Below are 20117 nucleotides of genomic sequence, written 5' to 3' on the forward strand. Positions count from 1 at the left end.
CTGGCGGAGCGGCCGCCGGTGCTCGCCCTGTGGGACGGCCGCGCCGCCGCCGAACGGGCGCTGCCCGAGGCCGCTGCCGTGGCTGCCGCCATCGGTGCCGGCGTCGCCGTGCTCGCCTTCGGCCCGGCGGCGGGCAACGATCCCGACCGCGCCGCCGCCCGCCTGGATCCGGCGGCGGTGGCGTGGCGGTGGCAGGCGCTGCCGCCGCTCAGCCTGGGGCGGCTGCAACGGGCGACCGACTTTTCCCATGCCCTGCTGGTCCTGCCGGCCGAAGCGGCCATGACTCTTGGCCTATCGACGGCGGATCTACTTGACCGTCTCTCCTGCTCCGTCCTATTGGTCCGCTGAACCGGCGGCAGGGTTACGCGAATTCTGCCGGTCCGCACAACCAACAATGATCATGGAACAGGGTCCGGCCATGCCGCTGATCGAGTGGAACAACGACTGGATGATCGGTCACCCGACCATCGACTTCGATCACCAGACGCTGGTGAACATCACCAACCAGCTCTACGACATGCGGCGGGCGCCCAAGGTGAGCAATGCCCAGCTGTCGCAGTGCATGGATCAGCTGGTGCAGTACGTGGAGCGGCACTTCAAGCGCGAGGAGGACATCTTCGCCGCCACCCAGTACCCGCTGGCCGACGGCCACAAGAAGATGCACCGCGAGCTGGAGCGGGTGGCGCGCGAGATCGCCGACCTGTTCCGCCGCGAGCCGGACCTGCTCAACCTCAACGAAGTGATCGAGTTCCTGCGCCGCTGGCTGATCGACCACATCGCCAAGCACGACATGGGATACAAGGAATACCTGCGTTGAGGCTGGCGCAGGCCCGGCGGGCTTGCGATAAACCGTAAGGCGAACTTACTATCGGGGCATGTCCATCCTGACCCCGAAAGCGTCCATCGGCTTCCTGGCCGGTGACGTCGCCCGCCTGTTGCGCCGTGCCTTCGAGCACGAACTGGAGGCCGCCGCCCTGCCCCTGACGGTGGCGCAGGCGCGTGCCCTGGCCTACGTCGTCGCCTATGCCGGCAGCCGCCAGGCGGTGATCGCCGAGCGCATGGGCGTCGAGCCCATGACCCTGGTCAGCTTCCTCGACCAGCTGGAGAAGGCCGGCATGGTGGAGCGCCGGCCGCACCCGCAGGACCGCCGCGCCAAGGCCGTCCACCCCACCGCCGCCGCCGGCCCCATGCTGGCGCGGCTGGAGGAGGTGGCGGCCCGCATCCGCGCCCGCGCCGTCGCCGGCCTGTCGCCGGGCGAGGTGGCGACGGTGCTGCGCGGGCTGGATGCCATCCGCGCCAATCTGGCGGACGGCTGCGAATGACCCCGGAAACCCGCATGGCCCTGATGGCGGCGGTGCTGGCCGCCGTCGGGCCGCTGTCGCTGTCGGTCTACGGCCCCGCCATGCCGGCCATCGCCGCCGCCTTCCAGGTGCCGGAGGCGGTGATCGCCCCCACCATGGCGCTCTATCTTGCCGGGTTCTCCGCCGGGCAGCTGGTGTGCGGGCCGCTGTCGGACCGCTACGGCCGCCGCCCGGCCATGGTCGGCTTCCTGCTGCTCTATCTGGCCGGCACCCTGGCCGCCTTCCTGGCGCCGTCGGTGGCGGTGCTGGCGGCCGGGCGGCTGGTGCAGGGGCTGGGGGCGTCGGTCGGCATCGCCATTGCCCGCGCCATGGTGCGCGACCGCTTCAGCGGGCAGGCGGCGGCGCGCATCCTGTCGGTGGTGGGGATGGTGGTGAGCGTGGCGCCGGCCCTCGGCCCGCTGGCCGGCGGCGTGGTGCTGGAACTGGCGCCGTGGCGGTGGGTGTTCGTGCTGATGGCGGTCTATGCCGTGGCGCTGCTCGCCTTCTCCGTGCTGCGGCTGCGCGAGACCAACAGCCACGCCGGCGGCGGCGCCCTGCCGCTGCGCCATGTGGTCGGCACCTACGGCATGCTGCTGACCGACCTGCGGTTCCTGTCGCCGGCGCTGGGCGGGGCGCTGTCCATCGGCGGCATCTATACCTTCGTGACGGTGGCGCCCTTCGTGCTCGACCACGACCTCGGCCTGACGCCGGGGCTGATCGGCCCGGCCATGGCGGCGCCGGCCGCCAGCTACTTCGTCGGCGCGGCGCTGGCCGGACGCCTGCTGCGGCGCCTGCCGGCGGCGCGGCTGATGCTGTGGGGCGGCGGCCTCAACCTGCTGGCCGGGCTGCTCGGCGCCGCCCTGCTGCTGACCCTCGGCCCCACCCTGGCGGGGCTGGTGGCGACAATGGCGCTGTGGTCGTTCGGGGTGTCGCTGCTGATGCCCGGCTGCTCCGCCGGGGCCATGGAGCACTTCCCCCGCACCGCCGGCGCCGCCGCCGCCCTGATGGGATGCCTGCAGATGGGCACCGGCATGGTGGGCGGGCTGGCGGCGCACTGGGTGGGCGGCACCCATACCGGGCTGGCGGTGGTGCCGGTGGTGATGGCCTGCGGCGCCATCGCCATGGTGCTGGCCGGACGCCGCCGGCTCAGCCGCCCGGCGGGCTCGGACTGACCTTCGGCTGGGTGCCGTCGTCCGGGGTGGCCGACATGCCGTGGTTGGCGGTGCGGCCGGCGCTCGGGTGATGCGGCTTGCGGGCGGCGCGCTTCTGGTCGAGCGCCCGCTCCATGATCGCCTGCTGGTCCTCGTCGCCCTTCATGCGGCGGTAGCGGCTGATCTCGCGGTTGACCCGCTTGAGGGCGCCGGCGAAGACCTGCTCCTTGCGGGTGGTGCCGGTGTTGTCGGCGGCCGCCTTGGTGCCGCGCGGGGCGGCCTTGCCGCGCATCTCGCGCCGCTGCTGGCGGGCGGTGTCGCGGGCCTTGGCGCGCATGTCGCGCAGGCGGCGGGCCGTTTCGGTCAGGTCCTTCTGGCCGAGGTCGCAGATGTTGGGGTAGTGGGTCTGCTCGACAGCGGCGAATTCGTCGGCCGTCAGCAGGCGCTTTTCGTCGCGGACGGTGATGGTCATGGGCGCTCCTCCGTCGTGATTTCCTTACAGGGTCAACGCCCTGCGGCGCGGCCCGTTCGACGGAAGGGAGGAGGCCCGGACACACGAACGCCGCCTGCGGGCGGGGAGAACGGCCGGCGCGTGGTGCGTCGGCGGCTCCCGGCCCAAGGCGGCGGGTGGCAGGCGGGGCTATGCCCTGCGCCGCGTCAGCCGACCATGTCGGCGACGATGCGGCGGATGTCTTCCGGCGACAGCGAGGTGCCGGTCTTCATGCCTTCGCCCGGCAGCGGCCGGTCGGAGACCGGCTTGGCAGCGCCAAGGCGACGGGCGCCGGCGGCCAGGTGATGCGGACGGAGCGGAGCCCCGGTGTGTTCGATGGTCTGCATGTACTCGTTCCCTTCGTTTTTATTGTTGGTCTAGCCATCCCTGGATGGAGACGCCAACATGATCCGGCAGTTAGCCTGAACCCCCTGCGCTCATCCATCACGGTACTGTTAAAGTTAGACGTCGAAATCTGTGACGGCAAGGGCCGTCGCGACGACTTTCCGTTTGGACAGGCTGGAATCAGGCCCTTCGGCCGATACAATGCGGCACAAACGCCGCAGGTGCCCCTGCCGTTCGGCAGGTGACCCGGAGTGGTAACCGGCGCGGACGCAAGTCCAGCACCAGTCATGGTGCGTTCACCGGCACGGCCGGCGACGCTTTTGTTACGGCGCGGACGCAGGGGCCGTCAGGCGCCCAGCGATTCGCCCTCTCCCGCCTCCCACGCCGCCTTCTTGCGGTAGATGGTGGAGGCGGAAATGCCCAGCGCGGCCGCGGCGCGGGGAATGTTGCCCTCGAAGGCGTCGATGGCGGCCTCGATGGCCTCCTTCTCCACCTGCCACAGGGGCTTGATGTCCGACGGCGCCGGCTCTGCCAGCCGCAGCGGCGGCAGGGTGGCCCGGTTGACCTGCCCCGGCAGCGAGCCGCGGCTGTTGACCGGCGGCGGCAGCATTTCGGCTGCCACCAGCGGGCCGTCGTTCAGCACGACGGCGTTGAGCACCACGTTCTGCAACTGACGCACGTTGCCCGGCCAGGGGTAGCGCAGCAGCAGGTCTTCCGCTTCGGGCGTGAAGCCCTGGAAGGACTTGCCCTCCTGCTGCGAGAACCTGGCAAGCAGCGCACGCGCAATTTCGAGGACATCGCCCTCGCGATCACGCAATGCCGGCAGATGCAGGGGAATTACGTGGAGGCGGTAATAGAGGTCTTCGCGGAAGCGGCCTTCCTCGACCTCTTTCATCGGATCGCGGTTGGTGGCGCAGACGATGCGCACGTCAACCTTCTCCAGCGTCTCACCGCCGACCCGCATATAGGTACCCGTCTGCAGGAAGCGCAAGAGCTTGGTTTGCAGCGCCGGTTCCATTTCGCAGATTTCGTCCAGGAACAGGGTGCCGCCGTCGGCCCGGCGGGCGGCGCCGTCACGGGCCGCCACGGCGCCGGTGAAGGCGCCCTTCACGTGGCCGAACACCTCGCTCTCGATCAGCCCGTGGGGTATGGCGCCGCAGTTGATGGCGACGAAGGGGCCGTTGGCGCGCCGGCTCTGGCGGTGCAGGGCCTCGGCCGCCAGTTCCTTGCCGGTGCCGCTCTCGCCGGTGACGAAGACGGTGGCGCCGGTCGGCCCGGCGGCCTGGATGATGCGGTAGACCGACTGCATGGCCAGCGACGAGCCGATGAAGCCGTGGAAGGTGGCGCGGCCGAAATCCTCCCGCAGGGCCTGCACCTGCGACTTCAGGGCCAGCCGCTCCAGCGCGTTGGCCAGGGTGACCTTCAGGCGGTCGGCGTTGAAGGGCTTGACCAGGAAGTCGTCGGCGCCCGCCTGCATGGCCTCCACCGCCATGCCGATGGAGCCGTAGGCGGTGGCGACGATGACCACCACCGGCAGTTCCTGCCGGCGGATGTGGGCCAGCACCTCCAGCCCCGAGATGTCGGGCAGCCGCACGTCCAGCAGCACCGCATCGGGCAGCCCCTGTTCCAGGGCCGCGAGGCAGCCCTGGCCGGTTTCCACGTGGTCGACCTGATAGCCGGCCTGAACCAGGAAGGCTTCCGTCATGCGGGCGATGGAGAGGGTGTCCTCGACCATCAGCACGCGCGCCGCCCGTCTCGTCATCATCCCCCGCACCGCCATTTGCGCCGCCGGAAGACCCGCGGCAGCCGCCCCTTCCCTATCTGAAAGGGGTACGCACCCATGCTATCCAGCCCCGTCCGCCGCCGGGTTGTCAAGGCCGGCAGCGGCCGGCGGCGGCACATCTCCCGTCCGGCGGGTGCTGGTCCGGCGGCGGCATCCCCATTGGTCGAAGCCCCTCGCGCGCCGGTCGACGCACGAGGGGCCGAGGCAAGTCAGGCGTGTGACCGCCGCCCGCCCTAACCGGCGCGCACCCGCTGCAGGAAGCGGCTGACGGCGGCCTGCAGTTCTTCCGCCCGGCTGTGCAGCTGGGTGGCCGACTGCAGCACCTGGCCGGCGGCGTCGCCGGTTTCGCCGGCGGCGTGGGTGACGCTGCCGATGGTCGACGACACCTCATGGGTGCCGCGGGCGGCTTCCTGGGTGTTGCGGGCGATTTCCTGGGTGGCGGCGCCCTGTTCCTCCACCGCCGAGGCGATGGCGGAGGCGATCTCGTTGATCTGGTCGATGGTGGTGGTGACGCTCTTGATGGCGCCGACGGCGCTTTGCGTCGCCGACTGCACGGCGGCGATCTGCTGGCCGATCTCTTCCGTGGCGCGGCCGGTCTGGTTGGCGAGGTTCTTCACCTCGTTGGCGACGACGGCAAAGCCCTTGCCCGATTCGCCGGCCCGCGCCGCCTCGATGGTGGCATTGAGCGCCAGCAGGTTGGTCTGTTCGGCGATGTCGGTGATCATGCTGACCACTTCGCCGATGCGGCGGGTGGCTTCCAGCAGGCCGGCGACCTGATCGTTGGCCTGCGCCGCCTGACCCACCGCCGACCGGGCGATGGCCGCCGACTGGGTGACCTGACGGCTGATTTCCAGGATGGAGGCCGACAGTTCCTCCGCCGCCGCCGCCACCGTCTCCACATTGGCGGTGGCCTGCATGGTGGCGGTGGCGACCGTGGCCGCCTGCCGGTTGGTGTCGTGGGCGGTGGCGGTCATCACCTCGGCCGTCGACTGCATCTGCGAGGCGGAGGAGGTGATGGCGCCGATGGCGCCGGCGACGCTGTGCTCCAGCTCGTCGGCCATGCCGAGCATGGCCTGGCGGCGCTTTTCTTCCTCCAGGCGGCGGTTTTCCGCCTGTTCGGCCTGCAGGCGCTCGACCGCGCGGGCGTTGTCGCGGAACACCCGCACGGCGGCGGCCATTTCGCCGATCTCGTCCTTGTTGCGCTCGGCCGGCACTTCCACCGTCAGCTCGCCGGCGGCAAGGCGGCGCATGGCGGCGGTCATGGCGGTCACCGGCGTGGCGATGGACCGGCCGATGAAGAAGGCGGCGGCGGCGCCCAGCAGCAGGCTGACGATGGTAAGGCCCATCACCCAGGAATTGGCGGCGCCCAGGCGGCGGTCGGTTTCCTGCTTGATGGCGGTTTCGGCCGCCAGCGCCGACAGCTTCACCTGATCGGTGCGGGCGGAGATGACGCCGCCGTGGCGTTCCAGCTGTTCCTGGGCCGCCTGCAGCTCGCCAATGACGCCCGACAGTTCGTTCACGCCCTCAAGATACTTCTCGTACAGCAGGGCGGCGGTTTCCGCCTCCGGCAGGGCGGCGATGGCCTCGTCGACCTTGAACAGCTCTTCCCAGATCAGGGCGAAGCTGTCCTCGCTCGGCTTCAGCAGGTAGGCGGTCACCGCCATCTGCGCCTGCAGGGTGTGCTGCACCAGGGTGCCGGCGGTTTCCACGTCCTCGGCGGCGCCGGCGTCGCTCGAATCGGCGGCGTGCAGGCGGGCTTCCTCCACCAGGGCGGAGGCGGTGGAGCCGAGCACGCCGGTGGAGATGTCCACCCGCCGCGCCACCAGCTGCATGGCCGGATCGAGGGTGGAGAGGTAGGCCTTGAAGGCGCCGGCGATGGCCTCGGCATGGCCGGCGGCCTCGGGGGATACGGCGGCGGCCTGGAAGTCGGCGATGGCGGCGGCCACCTCGCGGCGGCTCTCGCCGACGGCGCGGAAGGCCTCGTCGGTCGGATCGCGCACATAATCGGCGACCCGGCGGTCGAACAGCCCGGTGACGCGATCCAGCTGCACGCTCGACACCGCGCCCTGGGCGGTTACGGCGAACCGCTCGAACGACCCGCTGACGGTCCCGAACACCCAGATCGATGCCGCCGCCACCACCGCAAGCAGGGTGAGCACGGCAAGGAACCCGGCGTAGAGGCGCGTCCGGATGCGAAGGCTGGAGAGCATGCTGTTGCCTTTCTTCCCCCGGGAAATAAATCGCCTCGCCCTGATGCAATCCGACTACATCGGAAGGAGGGGCGTTACGGTCAATTTATACCATTTGGTATGGGGGTTTCCAGCACCAGCCGCAGCCAGCCGCCATGCATTACGCGCAGAAGAGAAAGAGCTGTTCGCCTTTCGCGTCAAGGCTGTATCCACTAGTATGCGTAGGCTGCCCACAGCGGCTCCAGGCTACCGTTCCAGCGGCTGGAGAAGGCTTCGATCAGTTCGTCGGCGGGGGTCATGCCGGTGTCGGCGATTCGCTGCAACGGCTCCAGGAAGCCGCTTTCGTCCATGCCATCTGCCGACAGGCGAGCCCGTCGGCCGAGGCCGGCGCGGGCGATGCGCAGGGCCTCCAGCGCCAGATCCTGCACCGTGCCGCCGCGGAACGGCGTCTTCAGGGCGGTCACCGGCACCTGGGAATGCAAGGCGCGGCGCTCTTCCGGCGTCCAGTCCTTGACCAGATGCCAGGCTTCGTCCAGGGCGTCGTCGTCATAGAGCAGGCCGCCCCAGAAGGCCGGCAGGGCGCACAGGCGGCTCCACGGCCCGCCGTCGGAGCCTCGCATCTCCATGTACTTCTTCAACCGCACGTCGGGGAAGGCGGTGGAGGCATGGTCGGCCCAGTCGCCCAGCGTCGGCGTCTCGCCCGGCAGTTCCGGCAGCTTGCCCTCCAGGAAGTCGCGGAAGGAGCGGCCGGCGACGTTGATGTAGCGGCCGTCGCGGGCGACGAAGTACATGGGCACGTCGAGCAGGTAGTCGACGTAGCGTTCAAAGCCGAATCCGTCCTCGAAGGCGAACTCGGGCAGGCCGGCGCGGTTGTTGTCGGTGTCGGTCCAGACGTGGGCGCGATAGCTGCGATAGCCGTTCAGCTGCCCTTCCTTGAACGGCGAATTGGCCCACAGCGCCGTCGCCAGCGGCTGCAGGGCGGTGGCGACACGGAACTTCTTCACCATGTCGGCTTCGGAGGCGTAGTCCATGTTCACCTGCACGGTGCAGGTGCGCAGCATCATGTCGAGCCCCATGGTGCCGACCTTGGGCATGTACTCGCGCATGATGGCGTAGCGGCCCTTGGGCATCCAGTGCATGTCCTCGCGCCGCCAGGTGGGCGCAAAGCCCAGGCCGATGAGGCCGACGCCCAGCCTTTCCGCCACCTCGCGCACCTGCTTGCGGTGGGTGGTGACCTCGGTGCAGGTCTGGTGGACGGTTTCCAGCGGCGCGCCGGACAGTTCCAGCTGGCCGCCCGGCTCCAGCGAGATGGAGCCACCGTCGTCGCGGGTCATGGCGATGACGGCGCCGTTCTCCTCCACCGGCTGCCAGCCGTAGGCCTCCAGCCCCTTCAGCATGTCGCGGATGCCGGGGCCGCCGGCAGGGTCGGCGTAGGGCAGCGGCGCCTTGTCCGACAGGCGATAGGCGAACTTCTCGTGCTCGGTCCCCAGGCGCCACTCGGCGCGCGGCTTGTTGCCGCTTTCCAGCCACCCCACCAGATCGTCGCGACCGTGGATGGGCTGAAGGTTCGGCTTCGAGGGTCCGGACATGGGGGCGGTGCTCCGAGCAGGAGATAGGACTGTGAACGGCCGGCAGCGGCAGCGGCCGCGGCTCAGCGGAAGGCGGGGCCGCCGGAACGCCAGTCGCCGGCCACCGCCTGAATGCAGGCAAGGGCCGCCAGGGCCGCCGTCTCGGCCCGCAGGATGCGAGGGCCGAGGCCAACCGGAACAACAAAAGGCAGCCGCCTCAGAGCGTCAAGTTCCGAGTGGGAAAAACCGCCCTCCGGCCCGATCAATACCGCCAAAGCGGCCCCTTCGAGTCGGGCGGCGGCGGCGGCAAGTGGCTCCCCCCGGCCGGTCTCGTCGGCGACCAGCAACGGCCGCGCCGCATCCCAGCCGGCCAGCAGGCGGGCGAGCGGCGCCGGCTCGTCCACCGCCGGCACGGTCAGGCGCTCGCACTGTTCCGCCGCCTCGATGGCGTTGGCGCGGGCGCGGTCGGTGTTGAGGCGGCTGGCGGCGGTGTTGTCGGTCATCACCGGCAGCAGGCGGGCGACGCCCAGTTCGGTCGCCTTTTCCACCACCATGTCGGTGGCGTCCTTCTTCAGCGGCGCGAACAGCAGCCACAGGTCGCCCTCCGCCGTCTGGTCGCGCAGCCGGGCGCCGACCTCAAGCGTCCCGCCCTTGCGGCCGAGATCGGCGACCACCGCCCGCCACTCGCCGTCGCGGCCGTTGAACAGGGCCACCGCGTCGCCGGCCTTGGCGCGCATGACAGTGGCCAGGTAATGGGCCTGCGCCTGCGTCAGCGCCACCGTCTGCCCGGCCGCCAGCGGCGCGTCGACGTGCAGGCGGTACTTGGGGCGGTCGGGCACGGTCATGACGGCGGACACCTTCGGAGGGCGGCGGCGGCAGCGCGCCGCTTGAGCAGGACAGGGCGATTAGATATGACTACCCGCATGACGAATGGCAAACCTCTCGTCGGCGACATGCCGGTGGGCGGCTGGATCGACCGGCTGGCCCCCGCGCAGGCGCGTCCGTACCTGAAGCTGATGCGGCTCGACCGGCCCATCGGCACCTGGCTGCTGCTGCTGCCCTGCCTGTGGAGCATCGCCCTGGCCGCCCCCGCCGGCGGCCTGCCGGACCTGTGGCTGATGGCGCTGTTCGCGGTCGGGGCCCTGGTGATGCGCGGCGCCGGCTGCACCGTCAACGACATCGCCGACCGCGACTTCGACGGCCGCGTCGCCCGCACCGCCGGCCGCCCCATCCCGTCGGGCGCCGTCAGCGTGACACAGGCGCTGCTGTTCCTGGCCCTGCAACTGCTCACCGGCCTGCTGGTGCTGGTGCAGCTGAACGGCTTCGCGGTGGCGCTCGGCGTCGGGTCGCTGCTGCTGGTCGGTGCCTATCCTTTCATGAAGCGCGTCACCTACTGGCCGCAGGTGTGGCTGGGCCTGACCTTCAACTGGGGTGCCCTGCTCGGCTGGGCGGCGGTGACCGGCGGGCTGCACCCGGCGGCGGTGCTGCTCTATGTCGCCGGCCTGTTCTGGACCCTCGGCTACGACACCATCTACGCCCACCAGGACAAGGAGGACGACGTGCTGATCGGCGTCAAGTCCTCCGCCCTGGCGCTGGGGGCGCGCACGGTGCCGTTCCTGTTCGTGGTCTATGGCCTGGCGGCGGTGCTGCTGGTGCTGGCCGGGTGGCTGGCGGGCGTCGGCTGGGTGTTCTATCCGCTGGCGCTGGCGGCCTGCCTGCATCTGCTGTGGCAGGCGGTGGACGTGGACATCGACGACGGCGCCGACTGCCTCGCCAAGTTCAAGTCCAACCGGGTGTTCGGACTGATGATGCTGGCCGCCATCGTGGCCGGTCGCGTGCTGCAGGCGCCCGCCGCATGACCGGGCGCGCGGCGGAGGCCGTTGACCACGCCGCCTTCATCCGCGCCCACACCACCCTTGCCGTCCCGCCCCTGGTGCCCGAGGTGCGCCTGCATCTGGCGACCGAGGTGACGCCGCTGTGGCAGGCGACGCAGGATTTCCTCGACCGTCACGACCTGCCGCCGCCCTACTGGGCCTTCGCCTGGCCCGGCGGCCAGGCGATGACCCGCTGGCTGCTGGACAACCCCGAGGTCTGGCGCCGCCGCACGGTGCTCGACGTCGCCGCCGGCAGCGGCCTCACCGCCGTGGCGCTGGCCGCCGCCGGTGCCGGCCCGACCGAGGCGGCGGAGATCGACCCGGTGGCGCGCACCGCCATCGCCCTCAATGCCGAGGCCAACGGCGCCGTCGTCAGCGTGCGCCAGGACGACGTGCTCGCCCTGGCCGACTGCCCGTGGCAGGTGGTGGCGGCCGGCGACGTCTGCTACGAGAAGCCGATGACCGACCTGATGATGCCGTGGCTGCGCCGCTGCGCCGCCCGCGGCGCCTTCGTGGTCATCGCCGACCCCGGCCGCTCCTACCTGCCGACCTCGGGCCTGCTGCGGCTGGCGAGCTACGCCGTGCCCACCAGCCTCGACCTGGAGGACCGGGCGGAGCGGCTGACCACCGTCTATCAGGTGCTGCCGGCCTGAGCCGCCGCCGGCCTCAGGGCCGCGACTCGGGGATGGTGACGGTGACGCTGCTGCTCGGCTGGCCGGTGACGACGTGGTGGGTCGGCTGCGGGATGTCCTCGCCGCGCGCCGCCATGTCGTTGATCATGGTCTGCAATCGAACCTGCGCCTCCGACAGGGCGTCGCCCTGGGTGTTGCCGACGGCGGTGATGGCGGGGAAATCCGGCAGCCGCACGGTCACCGGCGCCTCGGGGTTGGAGCCGCTGGAGATGACGGCGGCGGGATAGGTGACTTGGCGGGACATGCGATCCTCCGTGGCTCGTCCGACTGTGCAGACGACGCCTGGGGGGACGGCGGGGCTGCCGCCCGGGTGCAGTCCCATGCACCGCACCATGCTTCCGCAGCGCAACAATAGAGCGCGTGCCGTCGGGGCGTCGCAACCAAATCTTGACAATTTGGTCATTAAACTACAAAAGTTCGCCCATACAGCGCCCCCTCGCGCTATCGCCGAGAGGTCGGCCGCAAGGCCGGGGCAGCCGTCGGGAGCATTCCAGCCCGGACCATGACCGGGTGGGACGGCAGCGTGAGCCAGGGCACCCATGCGTCGCCGCCGGAGCCTCCTCCGGCGGCGATTGCGCTTCCTGACCTCCCGCCTCCCTCCGCCGCCGCAAGCGTTGCTTCCTCGCCAGCCGAGGAGAGCCGCCGCCATGCCCGCCAGAGCCGCCTATCCCACCGCCGAGCCCTTCCTGCCGCCGCCGGAGGACGAGGCCGGCCGCCGCGACCTCGACACCCTGCGCGCCGCCGCCGCCGGCTGTCGCGGCTGCCCCTTGTACGAAAGCGGCACCGGCACGGTGTTCGGCGTCGGCCCGGCGGAGGCGCGGCTGATGATGGTGGGGGAGCAGCCGGGCGATCAGGAAGACCTCGCCGGCCTGCCCTTCGTCGGCCCGGCCGGGCAGCTGCTCGACCGCGCCCTGGCCGAGGCGGGCATCGACCGCAGCCGCGTCTACGTCACCAATGCGGTGAAGCACTTCAAATGGGAGCCGCGCGGCAAGCGCCGCCTGCACCGCAAGCCCGGCATCCGCGAGGTGCGCGCCTGCGCCCCGTGGCTGCGGCAGGAACTGGCGGCGGTGCGGCCGCGGGTGGTGGTGCCCATGGGGGCGACGGCGGCGCAGGCGCTGCTCGGGCCGCAGTTCCGCGTGACCGAGCAGCGCGGCGAGGTGATGCCCTTCGGCGACGGCGGCGCCGAGGTGATGGCCACCCTGCACCCCTCCGCCCTGCTGCGCGAGCGCGATCCGGCCCGGCGGGAGGAACGCTACGCCACCTTCGTCGCCGACCTGCGGCGGGTGGCGCCGCTGGTCGGCTGACCCGAAGACGCGGCGGGGGGGGGGGGGGGGGGGGGGCGGGGGGGGGCCGCCCGCCGGGGGGGAACGCCGGCGGCCGTGCAACGGGCGGCGGGGCCGCGGGCGGTCAGCCGTCGGCGGTGGCGGCGGCGGCCTCGCGGGCGCGCATGCTTTCCTGCCGGCGCATGAAGTAGGCGGCGATCAGGATGGTGACGGCCGCCACCAGCACCAGCAGCGTCGCCAGCGCATTGATCTTCGGGCTGACGCCCAGACGCACCGACGAGAACACCACCATCGGCAGCGTGGTCGACGAGGGGCCGGAGGTGAAGGAGGCGATCACCAGGTCGTCCAGCGACATGGTGAAGGCCAGCAGCCAGCCGGCGATGATGGCCGGCGAGATGATCGGCAGGGTGATGGCGAAGAACACCTTGGCCGGACGGGCGCCCAGATCGAGCGCCGCTTCCTCGATGCTTTCGTCCATCTGCGACAGGCGCGACTGCACGATCACCGCCACGAAGGCCATGGTGAAGGTGGCGTGGGCGATGGTGATGGTGGATACGCCGCGCCCCTGCGGCACGCCGAACAGGCTTTCCAGCGCCACGAACATCAGCAGCAGCGACAGGCCGGTGATGACTTCCGGCATCACCAGCGGCGCCGACAGCATGCCCGAGAACATGGTGCGGCCGCGGAACCGCCCGAAGCGGGCCATCACCATGCCGGCGATGGTGCCAAGGGCGGTGGCGAAGGTGGCCGAGAAGAAGGCCACCCGCAGGCTGACCCAGGCGGCATCAAGGATGTTCTTGTCGCGCAGCAGCTCGCCGTACCACTGGGTGGAGAAGCCCGACCACACCGTCACCAGCCGGTTCTCGTTGAACGAGTAGATGATGAGCAGCAGGATCGGCACGTACAGGAAGGCGAAGCCGAAGCCGAGGCAGGTGAGCAGAAAGAAGGAGCGGTTCTTCATGGCCGTTACCTCTTCTCGCCCTTGGCCTGGTAGTGCTGGAAGATCATGATCGGCACCACCAGGAACACCAGCATGGCAATGGCGACGGCGGAGGCCACCGGCCAGTCGCGGTTGTTGAAGAATTCCGACCACAGCACGCGGCCGATCATCAGCGTCTCCGGCCCGCCCAGCAGGTCGGGGATGACGAACTCGCCCACCGCCGGGATGAACACCAGCAGCGACCCCGCAACGATGCCCGGCATGGACAGCGGCAGGGTGACGGTGAGGAAGGTCTTCCACGGCCGGCAGCCAAGGTCCGCCGCCGCTTCCAGCAGGGTGCGGTCCAGCTTCTCCAGGTTGGCGTAGAGCGGCAGGATCATGAACGGCAGGTAGCTGTAGGTGATGCCGAGGTAGACCGAGAACTCGTTGTAGAGCAGCGGCAGCGGCTCGTTGATGACGCCGAGCCACATGAGGAAGTTGTTGAGCAGGCCGTTGCTCTTCAGGATGCCGATCCAGGCGTAGACGCGGATCAGGAACGACGTCCAGAACGGCAGGATCACCAGCAGCAGCAGCACGTTGCGGGTGGACGGCTGGGCGCGGGCGATGCCGTAGGCCATGGGATAGCCGATCAGCAGCGTCAGCAGCGTCGACACCGCCGCCATCTTCAGCGAGCCGAGGTAGGCCTCGATGTAGAGCGGGTCTTCCAGCAGGAACTGGTAGTTGCCGATGGCCAGCGTGATCTGCAGGTAGGTGTCGTCCACCCACTCCACCAGCGGCGTGTAGGGCGGAATGCCGAGCTGGTATTCGGCGAAGCTGATCTTGGCGACGATGGCGAAGGGCAGCAGGAAGAACAGCATCAGCCACAGGAAGGGGATGCCGATGACCAGCGTGCGGCCGCCGCGACGCAGGCGCTCGCTCACCCAGCGGCCGAGGCCGCCGGCGCGGGCGTGGCCGGCGGTGGGCGGCACGGCGTCGGCCACGCCGCCGTCGCCGGTGCCCTGGCGCGCCGCCTCGTCCACCGCGCCGGTCATTGCTGCACCACCACGGCGCTTTCGGGGCGCCAGTAGATCCACACCTCGTCTTCCCAGGTGATCTCGGCCTCGGCCTGGCGGGTGACGTTGGGCACCGTCACCCGCACCACCTTGCCGGTGGTCAGCGTGACCATGTAGGTGGAGATGCCGCCGAGATAGACGATGTCGCTCACCCGGCCCTTGGCGAGGTTGTCCGGCTGGGTCGGCTGCGACTTGGACAGCATCACCTTCTCGGGCCGAACGGCCACCCACACCACCGACCCCTGCCGGCCGGAAATGCCGTGGCCGACGTAGATGCGGCTCGGGATTTCGGGGCTTTCGATGACCACGTAGTCGGGCTCGTCCTCCACCAGCGTGCCTTCGAACATGTTCACGCTGCCGAAGAACTCCGCCACGAAGCGGCTGTTGGGGTATTCGTACATGGCGTGCGGGTGGTCCACCTGCACGATCTCGCCGGCGTCCATGACGGCGACGCGGGTGGACATGGTCATCGCCTCTTCCTGGTCGTGTGTGACCATGATGAAGGTGACGCCCAGCTTGTCCTGGATGTCCACCAGCTCCAGCTGGGTGCGCTCGCGCAGCTTCTTGTCGAGCGCCGACAGCGGTTCGTCCAGCAGCAGCACCTTCGGCCGCTTGGCGAGCGAGCGGGCTAGCGCCACGCGCTGGCGCTGACCGCCGGACAGCTGGTGCGGCTTGCGCTTGGCGAAGCGCGACAGCTCCACCATGCGCAGCATTTCCTCCACCCGCGCCTTGATCTCGGCTTTCGGCAGGCCGTCCTGCTTGAGGCCGAAGGCGATGTTCTGCTCCACCGTCATGTGCGGGAACAGGGCGTAGGACTGGAACATCATGTTGACCGGCCGCTCGTAGGGCGGCAGGCCCACCACGTCCTGACCGTCGATCAGGATGCGCCCGGAGGTGGGCTCCTCGAACCCGGCGATCATGCGCAAAAGCGTGCTCTTGCCGCAGCCGGACCCGCCGAGCAGGGAGAACAGCTCGCCCTGGTGGATGGTCAGGGTGACGCCGTTCACGGCGGTGAAGTCGCCGAACTTCTTGACCACGTCCTGGATCTCGATGATCGGCTTCGTGTGGGTGCGGGTTGCCGCCGCCAAAGTCGTCATGATGTGTCTGTGCTCTCGAACTCGGGTCTGCAACCGGACGGGGCGCCCCGGCCGATGCCGGAGCGCCCCGTGTTCGTGGGCCTTACTTGCCGGTCTTGATCTTGTTCCACGACCGGGTGCGCAGGCGGTCCAGCTTCTGGCTGGCCGGCTTGTCGACGAACAGCTTCTGCTTCACCTCGTCGGTCGGGAAGATGGCCGGGTTGTTCCAGATTTCCGGGTCAACCACGTCCTTCGACGCCGGCACGGCGTTGGCGTAGGACACATAGTTGGTGATGGCGCCCACCACCTCCGGCTGGAGGATGTAGTTGATGAACGCATGGGCGTTTTCCGGGTGCGGCGCGTCGGCCGGGATGGCCAGCGTGTCGAACCACATCAGTGTGCCTTCCTTGGGGATGGCGTATTCCACGGTGAAGGGCTTGCCCGCTTCCTCGGCGCGCGAGGCGGCGATGAACACGTCGCCCGAGAAGCCCATGGCGACGCAGGCATCGCCGTTGGCCAGGGCGTTGATGTATTCCGAGCTGTGGAACTTGGTGATGTAGGGGCGGATGCCGGCCCACAGCTCTTCGGCCTTCTTGTAGGCCTCGGCGTCCTCGGTGTCGGGCGCATAGCCCAGGTAGGCCATGGTGATCGGGAAGATTTCCGACGGGCTGTCGAGCACGTAGATGCCGCAGGAGGCCAGCTTGGCGGCGTTCTCGGGCTTGAACAGCAGATCCCACGAATTGACCGGCGCATCGGCGCCCAGCGCCGCCGTCACCTTTTCCGGGATGTAGCCGAGGCCGTTGGTGCCCCACTGGTAGATGCCGGCGTGGGCGTTGCCCGGATCGTTGTTGGCGAGGCCGGCGAGCAGGCCCGGGTCCAGGTTGGCGAAGTTCGGGATCTTCGACTTGTCCAGCGGCTGGACGATGTTGCCCTTCACGAAGCGGGCGAGGAAGGTGGAGGTGGGCATGATGACGTCATAGCCCGAGTTGCCGGCCAGCAGCTTGGCCTCCAGCATCTCGTTGCTGTCGTAGACGTCGTAGTTGACCTTGATCCCCGTTTCCTTCTCGAAGTTGGCGATCGTGTCCTCGGCGATGTAGTCCGACCAGTTGTAGACGTTCAGGACCTTCGCTTCCTGGGCCACGGCGCCCCCGGCCAGACCGGTGGCAACGGCCATACCGGCGACGAGGGATCGGGTGAACACTCGCATCGTCAAAAGCCTCCTCGGTTCGGGTCCTGGACCGGTTCTGGGCCGGTCGGTTCCACAGTGCTGGACCGCCAGCGGCGGCGGGTGGCGGCACGCCCCGTCGCCGGCTGGCAACCGGCAGTCATTGCAGCATTTCCAACCCGCCGCAAGTGACATGATTGCAGGGCACGGACACGGCTTCGCGGGGCCTGGGAACGGCCCCGGAGCCGGCGGCGGCGGCGCGCCTCACACCCCCGTCTTGATGCGGGCGAAGGTGCGGGTGCGCAGCCGGTCCAGCGCCTGCGACGCCGGCTTCACGGCATAAAGCTTGTCCATGATGGCGTCGGGCGGGTTGATGGCCGGGTTGGTGCGCACCGCCTCGTCCACCAGCGGCAGGCTGTCCGGCACGCCGTTGGCGTACCAGACGTAGTTGGAGACGCCGGCAATGACGTCCGGGCGCAGGATGAAGTCGATGAAGGCATGGGCGTTGCCGGGGTGCGGCGCATCCTTGGGGATCACCAGGGTGTCGAACCACACCGCGGTGCCTTCCTTGGGGATGACATAGTCGATGGTGACGCCGTTGCCGCTTTCCTCCGCCCGGCCCTGGGCGATGAACACGTCGCCGGAATAGCCGAGCGCCAGGCAGGTGTCGCCGTTGGCCAGGGCGTTGATGTATTCCGAACTGTGGAACTTGCGGATGTAGGGGCGGATGGACATCATCAGCTCCTCCGCCTTCTTGTAGTCCTCGGCGCTCTCCGAATTGGGGTCGAGGCCGAGGTAGGCGAGGGCGATGGGCAGCACCTCGAAGGCGCTGTCGAACACATAGATGCCGCAGCCGGCCAGCTTCGACGCATATTCCGGCTTGAACAGCAGGTCATAGCTGTCGAGCGGCACGTCGTCGCCGAGTGCCGCCTTCACCTTGTCGACGTTGAAGCCGAGGCCGTTGGTGCCCCACAGGTAGATGGCGGCGTGGGCGTTGTCGGGGTCGGCGTTCTGCAGCACCGTCAGCAGGTCGGGGTCCTGCTTGCCCCAGTTGGGGATCTTCGCCTTGTCCAGCGGCATCAGGATGCCGGCCTGCACCTGGCGGGCCATGAACGGCGAGGTCGGCACCACCACGTCATAGCCCGACGAGCCGGAGAACAGCTTGGCCTCCAGCATCTCGTTGCTGTCGTAGACGTCGTACTGGACGGTGATGCCGGTTTCGGCGGTGAACCGTTTCAGCGTGTCTTCGCCGATGTAGTCCGACCAGTTGTAGACGTTGAGGACCTTGGGTTCCTCAGCCCCCGCACCGCCGGCGCCGGCGAGGGTGAGCGCGGCCAGGCAGACGCCGGCCGCCATCAGGCGGGTCGTGCTCAGCATAGGTCGTGGTTCTCCCAGTTCGCAAAGCGTCCTCCCGGTGTGGCCTGTTGTGTGCTGCCGTCTTGTGCGGCATGCGGAGCCTTACCGTATGTCCTGTTCTACCGGCCGATTATGGTGTTTTTTGCGCCCGGACCGCCGGCCGTGCGGCCCGGGCTGCATCTTCATGTAGGTGTGGCGGCGGGGAGTTTACATCACCCCCACGTCGCGCGCCGTCAGGTCCAGCACCGTGCGGATCTTGCCCATCATCTCGTCCACATGGTCGTGGGTGATGATCAGCGGCGGCGCCAGCACCATGGTATCGTAGACCGCGCGCATGATCAGCCCGTTGCGGAAGCTGTGGTCGCGGCAGATGGTGCCGACCCGGCCGGAGTTGGGGAAGAAGTCGTGGCGGGCCTTGTCCTTGATCAGCTCGATGCCGCCGATCAGGCCGATGCCGCGCACCTCGCCGACGATGGGGTGGTCCGACAGCTCGCGCAGGCGGCGCTGGAAGTAGGGGCCGATGTCGGTGCCGACGCGGTCCACCAGCCCTTCGTCCTCCAGGATCTTCAGGTTGGCGAGCGCCACGGCGCAGGCCACCGGATGACCGGAGTAGGTGTAGCCGTGATAGAACTCGCCGCCCTTCTCGATCAGGGTATTGGCCACCCGGTCGCCGACCAGCACGCCGCCGATGGGCTGGTAGCCCGACGACAGGCCCTTGGCGATGGTCATCAGGTCGGGCCTGATGTCGAAGGTGAACGAGCCGAACCAGGTGCCGGTGCGCCCGAAGCCGCAGATCACCTCGTCGGCGATCAGCAGGATGCCGTACTTGTCGCAGATGCGCTGGATCTCGGCCCAGTAGGTGCGCGGCGGATAGATCAGCCCGCCGGCGCCCTGGATGGGCTCGGCGATGAAGGCGGCCACCTTGTCGGGGCCGATTTCCCTGATCTTGTCTTCAAGCCAGCCGGCGGCGGTGATGCCGAACTCGTCCTCGTCCATGCCGAAACCGAGCTGGAACTGGTGCGGCGGGTCGATATGGGCGAAGCCCGGCAGCAGGCCCGACTGGCTGTGCATGGCCGACATGCCGCCAAGCGACAGGGCGGCGACCGTGGAGCCGTGATAGCCGTTCTTGCGGCCGATGATGACCTGCCGCTCCGGCTGGCCCTCCAGCGCCCAGTAGCGCCGCACCATGCGGACGTTGGTGTCGTTGGCTTCCGAGCCGGAGCCGGCGAAGAACACGTGGTTCATGCCCGGCGGCGCCAGTTCCACCAGCTTCCGCGCCAGTTCGGTGGCGGGCATGGTGGTGGTCTTGAAGAAGGTGTTGTAGTAGGGCAGGTCCAGCATCTGCTGGTAGGCGGCCTCGGCCAGTTCCTTGCGGCCGTAGCCGACGTTGACGCACCACAGCCCGGCCATGCCGTCGAGGATCTTCTCGCCCTCGCTGTCCCACAGGTAAGGGCCTTCGGCCTTGACGATCAGCCGCGAGCCCCCTTCGGCAGCCAGCGACTTGAAGTCGGTGAAGGGGTGCATGTGGTGGGCAGTGTCGATCTGCTTCCACTGCTCGGTGGTGCGGTTGAAGGCCGACATGGCGGTCATGGTGGCTCCTGGCAGAAGGGGCACGCGGGCCGGTTGCGACGTCTGTCCCGCCGGCAGCGGGCGTCTGTGGTGATTATTTTGAACACATCCGCGCCCGGCCGAAAAGCCGGAATTTGTCGCAAGCCGTCGGAATGGGCCGGGAAGGCGCGATTTTCCAAGGCACTGGGCGTTGAAAATCATCCTACTGGCGCAGTCGGATGCGTGTGCCTCAGCCCTGCGATGT

General features: G+C 69.3%; 20 protein-coding genes. 7 read left to right on the plus strand and 13 right to left on the minus strand.

Annotated elements, in window-relative coordinates; translation table 11 throughout:
• From ABD056_RS06540 to ABD056_RS06555, 4 genes are all read left to right on the plus strand, one after another.
• Positions 1–348, plus strand: a 348-nt coding sequence (locus tag ABD056_RS06540; RefSeq protein WP_343865572.1) for a hypothetical protein, incomplete at its 5' end; no start/stop codon positions are given.
• 52 nt (positions 349–400) lie between these two features.
• A complete protein-coding gene (locus ABD056_RS06545; protein WP_343865574.1) occupies positions 401–817 on the plus strand; it encodes a bacteriohemerythrin in 417 nt (138 codons plus the stop codon).
• A 58-nt stretch (positions 818–875) separates the two neighbouring features.
• The gene (locus ABD056_RS06550) at positions 876–1322 is read left to right on the plus strand and encodes a MarR family winged helix-turn-helix transcriptional regulator (protein WP_343865576.1); all 447 of its coding nucleotides are present in this window, start codon (positions 876–878) and stop codon (positions 1320–1322) included.
• Complete coding sequence (locus ABD056_RS06555) at positions 1319–2512, plus strand: multidrug effflux MFS transporter (RefSeq protein WP_343865578.1); 1194 nt, start codon at positions 1319–1321, stop codon at positions 2510–2512. Before ABD056_RS06550 ends, ABD056_RS06555 begins: the two co-directional genes overlap by 4 nt.
• On the opposite strand, the gene ABD056_RS06560 is transcribed toward ABD056_RS06555, so the two are convergent.
• The 6 genes from ABD056_RS06560 to ABD056_RS06585 all read right to left on the minus strand — a co-directional run bounded on the left by ABD056_RS06560 (position 2487) and on the right by ABD056_RS06585 (position 9711).
• Positions 2487–2963, minus strand: a complete 477-nt coding sequence (locus ABD056_RS06560; protein WP_343865580.1) for a hypothetical protein — start codon at positions 2961–2963, stop codon at positions 2487–2489. The genes ABD056_RS06555 and ABD056_RS06560 overlap by 26 nt on opposite strands.
• Before the next feature lie 185 nt (positions 2964–3148).
• On the minus strand, positions 3149–3328 hold the full coding sequence (locus ABD056_RS06565; protein WP_343865582.1) for a hypothetical protein: 180 nt from the start codon (positions 3326–3328) through the stop codon (positions 3149–3151).
• A 344-nt stretch (positions 3329–3672) separates the two neighbouring features.
• The gene (locus tag ABD056_RS06570) at positions 3673–5088 is read right to left on the minus strand and encodes a sigma-54-dependent transcriptional regulator (RefSeq protein ID WP_343865734.1); all 1416 of its coding nucleotides are present in this window, start codon (positions 5086–5088) and stop codon (positions 3673–3675) included.
• 254 nt (positions 5089–5342) lie between these two features.
• Positions 5343–7319 carry a methyl-accepting chemotaxis protein gene (locus ABD056_RS06575; RefSeq protein ID WP_343865584.1) on the minus strand — a complete coding sequence of 659 codons (1977 nt, stop codon included), beginning with the start codon at positions 7317–7319 and terminating at the stop codon, positions 5343–5345.
• A 191-nt stretch (positions 7320–7510) separates the two neighbouring features.
• On the minus strand, positions 7511–8887 hold the full coding sequence (locus tag ABD056_RS06580; RefSeq protein WP_343865586.1) for a glutamate--cysteine ligase: 1377 nt from the start codon (positions 8885–8887) through the stop codon (positions 7511–7513).
• Between the two features lie 62 nt (positions 8888–8949).
• Positions 8950–9711 carry a 16S rRNA (uracil(1498)-N(3))-methyltransferase gene (locus ABD056_RS06585; RefSeq protein WP_343865588.1) on the minus strand — a complete coding sequence of 254 codons (762 nt, stop codon included), beginning with the start codon at positions 9709–9711 and terminating at the stop codon, positions 8950–8952.
• A gap of 78 nt (positions 9712–9789) precedes the next feature.
• Between ABD056_RS06585 and ubiA the strand changes: the two genes are divergently transcribed.
• Together ubiA and ABD056_RS06595 are read left to right on the plus strand one after the other, a co-directional pair.
• Complete coding sequence (gene ubiA / locus ABD056_RS06590; protein ID WP_343865590.1) at positions 9790–10725, plus strand: 4-hydroxybenzoate octaprenyltransferase; 936 nt, start codon at positions 9790–9792, stop codon at positions 10723–10725.
• Complete coding sequence (locus tag ABD056_RS06595; protein WP_343865592.1) at positions 10722–11393, plus strand: class I SAM-dependent methyltransferase; 672 nt, start codon at positions 10722–10724, stop codon at positions 11391–11393. The genes ubiA and ABD056_RS06595 overlap by 4 nt, the downstream gene beginning before the upstream one ends.
• A 13-nt stretch (positions 11394–11406) precedes the next feature.
• On the opposite strand, the gene ABD056_RS06600 is transcribed toward ABD056_RS06595, so the two are convergent.
• Positions 11407–11676 carry a type II toxin-antitoxin system HicB family antitoxin gene (locus ABD056_RS06600; RefSeq protein WP_343865594.1) on the minus strand — a complete coding sequence of 90 codons (270 nt, stop codon included), beginning with the start codon at positions 11674–11676 and terminating at the stop codon, positions 11407–11409.
• A gap of 403 nt (positions 11677–12079) precedes the next feature.
• Between ABD056_RS06600 and ABD056_RS06605 the strand changes: the two genes are divergently transcribed.
• Positions 12080–12736, plus strand: a complete 657-nt coding sequence (locus tag ABD056_RS06605; protein ID WP_343865595.1) for a UdgX family uracil-DNA binding protein — start codon at positions 12080–12082, stop codon at positions 12734–12736.
• 103 nt (positions 12737–12839) lie between these two features.
• Here the strand turns inward: ABD056_RS06605 and ABD056_RS06610 are convergent, their stop codons facing one another.
• The 6 genes from ABD056_RS06610 to ABD056_RS06635 form a co-directional block, all read right to left on the minus strand.
• Entirely contained in the window at positions 12840–13676 is an 837-nt protein-coding gene (locus ABD056_RS06610) for an ABC transporter permease subunit (RefSeq protein WP_343865597.1), read from the minus strand.
• Between the two features lie 5 nt (positions 13677–13681).
• On the minus strand, positions 13682–14686 hold the full coding sequence (locus tag ABD056_RS06615) for an ABC transporter permease subunit (protein WP_343865599.1): 1005 nt from the start codon (positions 14684–14686) through the stop codon (positions 13682–13684).
• Positions 14683–15804 (minus strand): ABC transporter ATP-binding protein, encoded by a 1122-nt coding sequence (locus tag ABD056_RS06620; protein WP_343865601.1) that lies wholly within the window; start codon positions 15802–15804, stop codon positions 14683–14685. The genes ABD056_RS06615 and ABD056_RS06620 overlap by 4 nt, the downstream gene beginning before the upstream one ends.
• Before the next feature lie 82 nt (positions 15805–15886).
• The gene (locus ABD056_RS06625) at positions 15887–16990 is read right to left on the minus strand and encodes a polyamine ABC transporter substrate-binding protein (protein ID WP_343865603.1); all 1104 of its coding nucleotides are present in this window, start codon (positions 16988–16990) and stop codon (positions 15887–15889) included.
• A gap of 222 nt (positions 16991–17212) precedes the next feature.
• Positions 17213–18325, minus strand: coding sequence for a polyamine ABC transporter substrate-binding protein (locus tag ABD056_RS06630; RefSeq protein ID WP_343865605.1), 1113 nt, complete (start codon positions 18323–18325; stop codon positions 17213–17215).
• A gap of 186 nt (positions 18326–18511) precedes the next feature.
• Positions 18512–19894, minus strand: a complete 1383-nt coding sequence (locus ABD056_RS06635; protein ID WP_425545013.1) for an aspartate aminotransferase family protein — start codon at positions 19892–19894, stop codon at positions 18512–18514.
• Between the last annotated feature and the right edge of the window lie 223 nt (positions 19895–20117).

It is taken from the genome of Caenispirillum bisanense (genome assembly GCF_039523075.1).
In the GTDB taxonomy this organism is placed as follows: Bacteria; Pseudomonadota; Alphaproteobacteria; order Rhodospirillales; family Rhodospirillaceae; genus Caenispirillum; species Caenispirillum bisanense.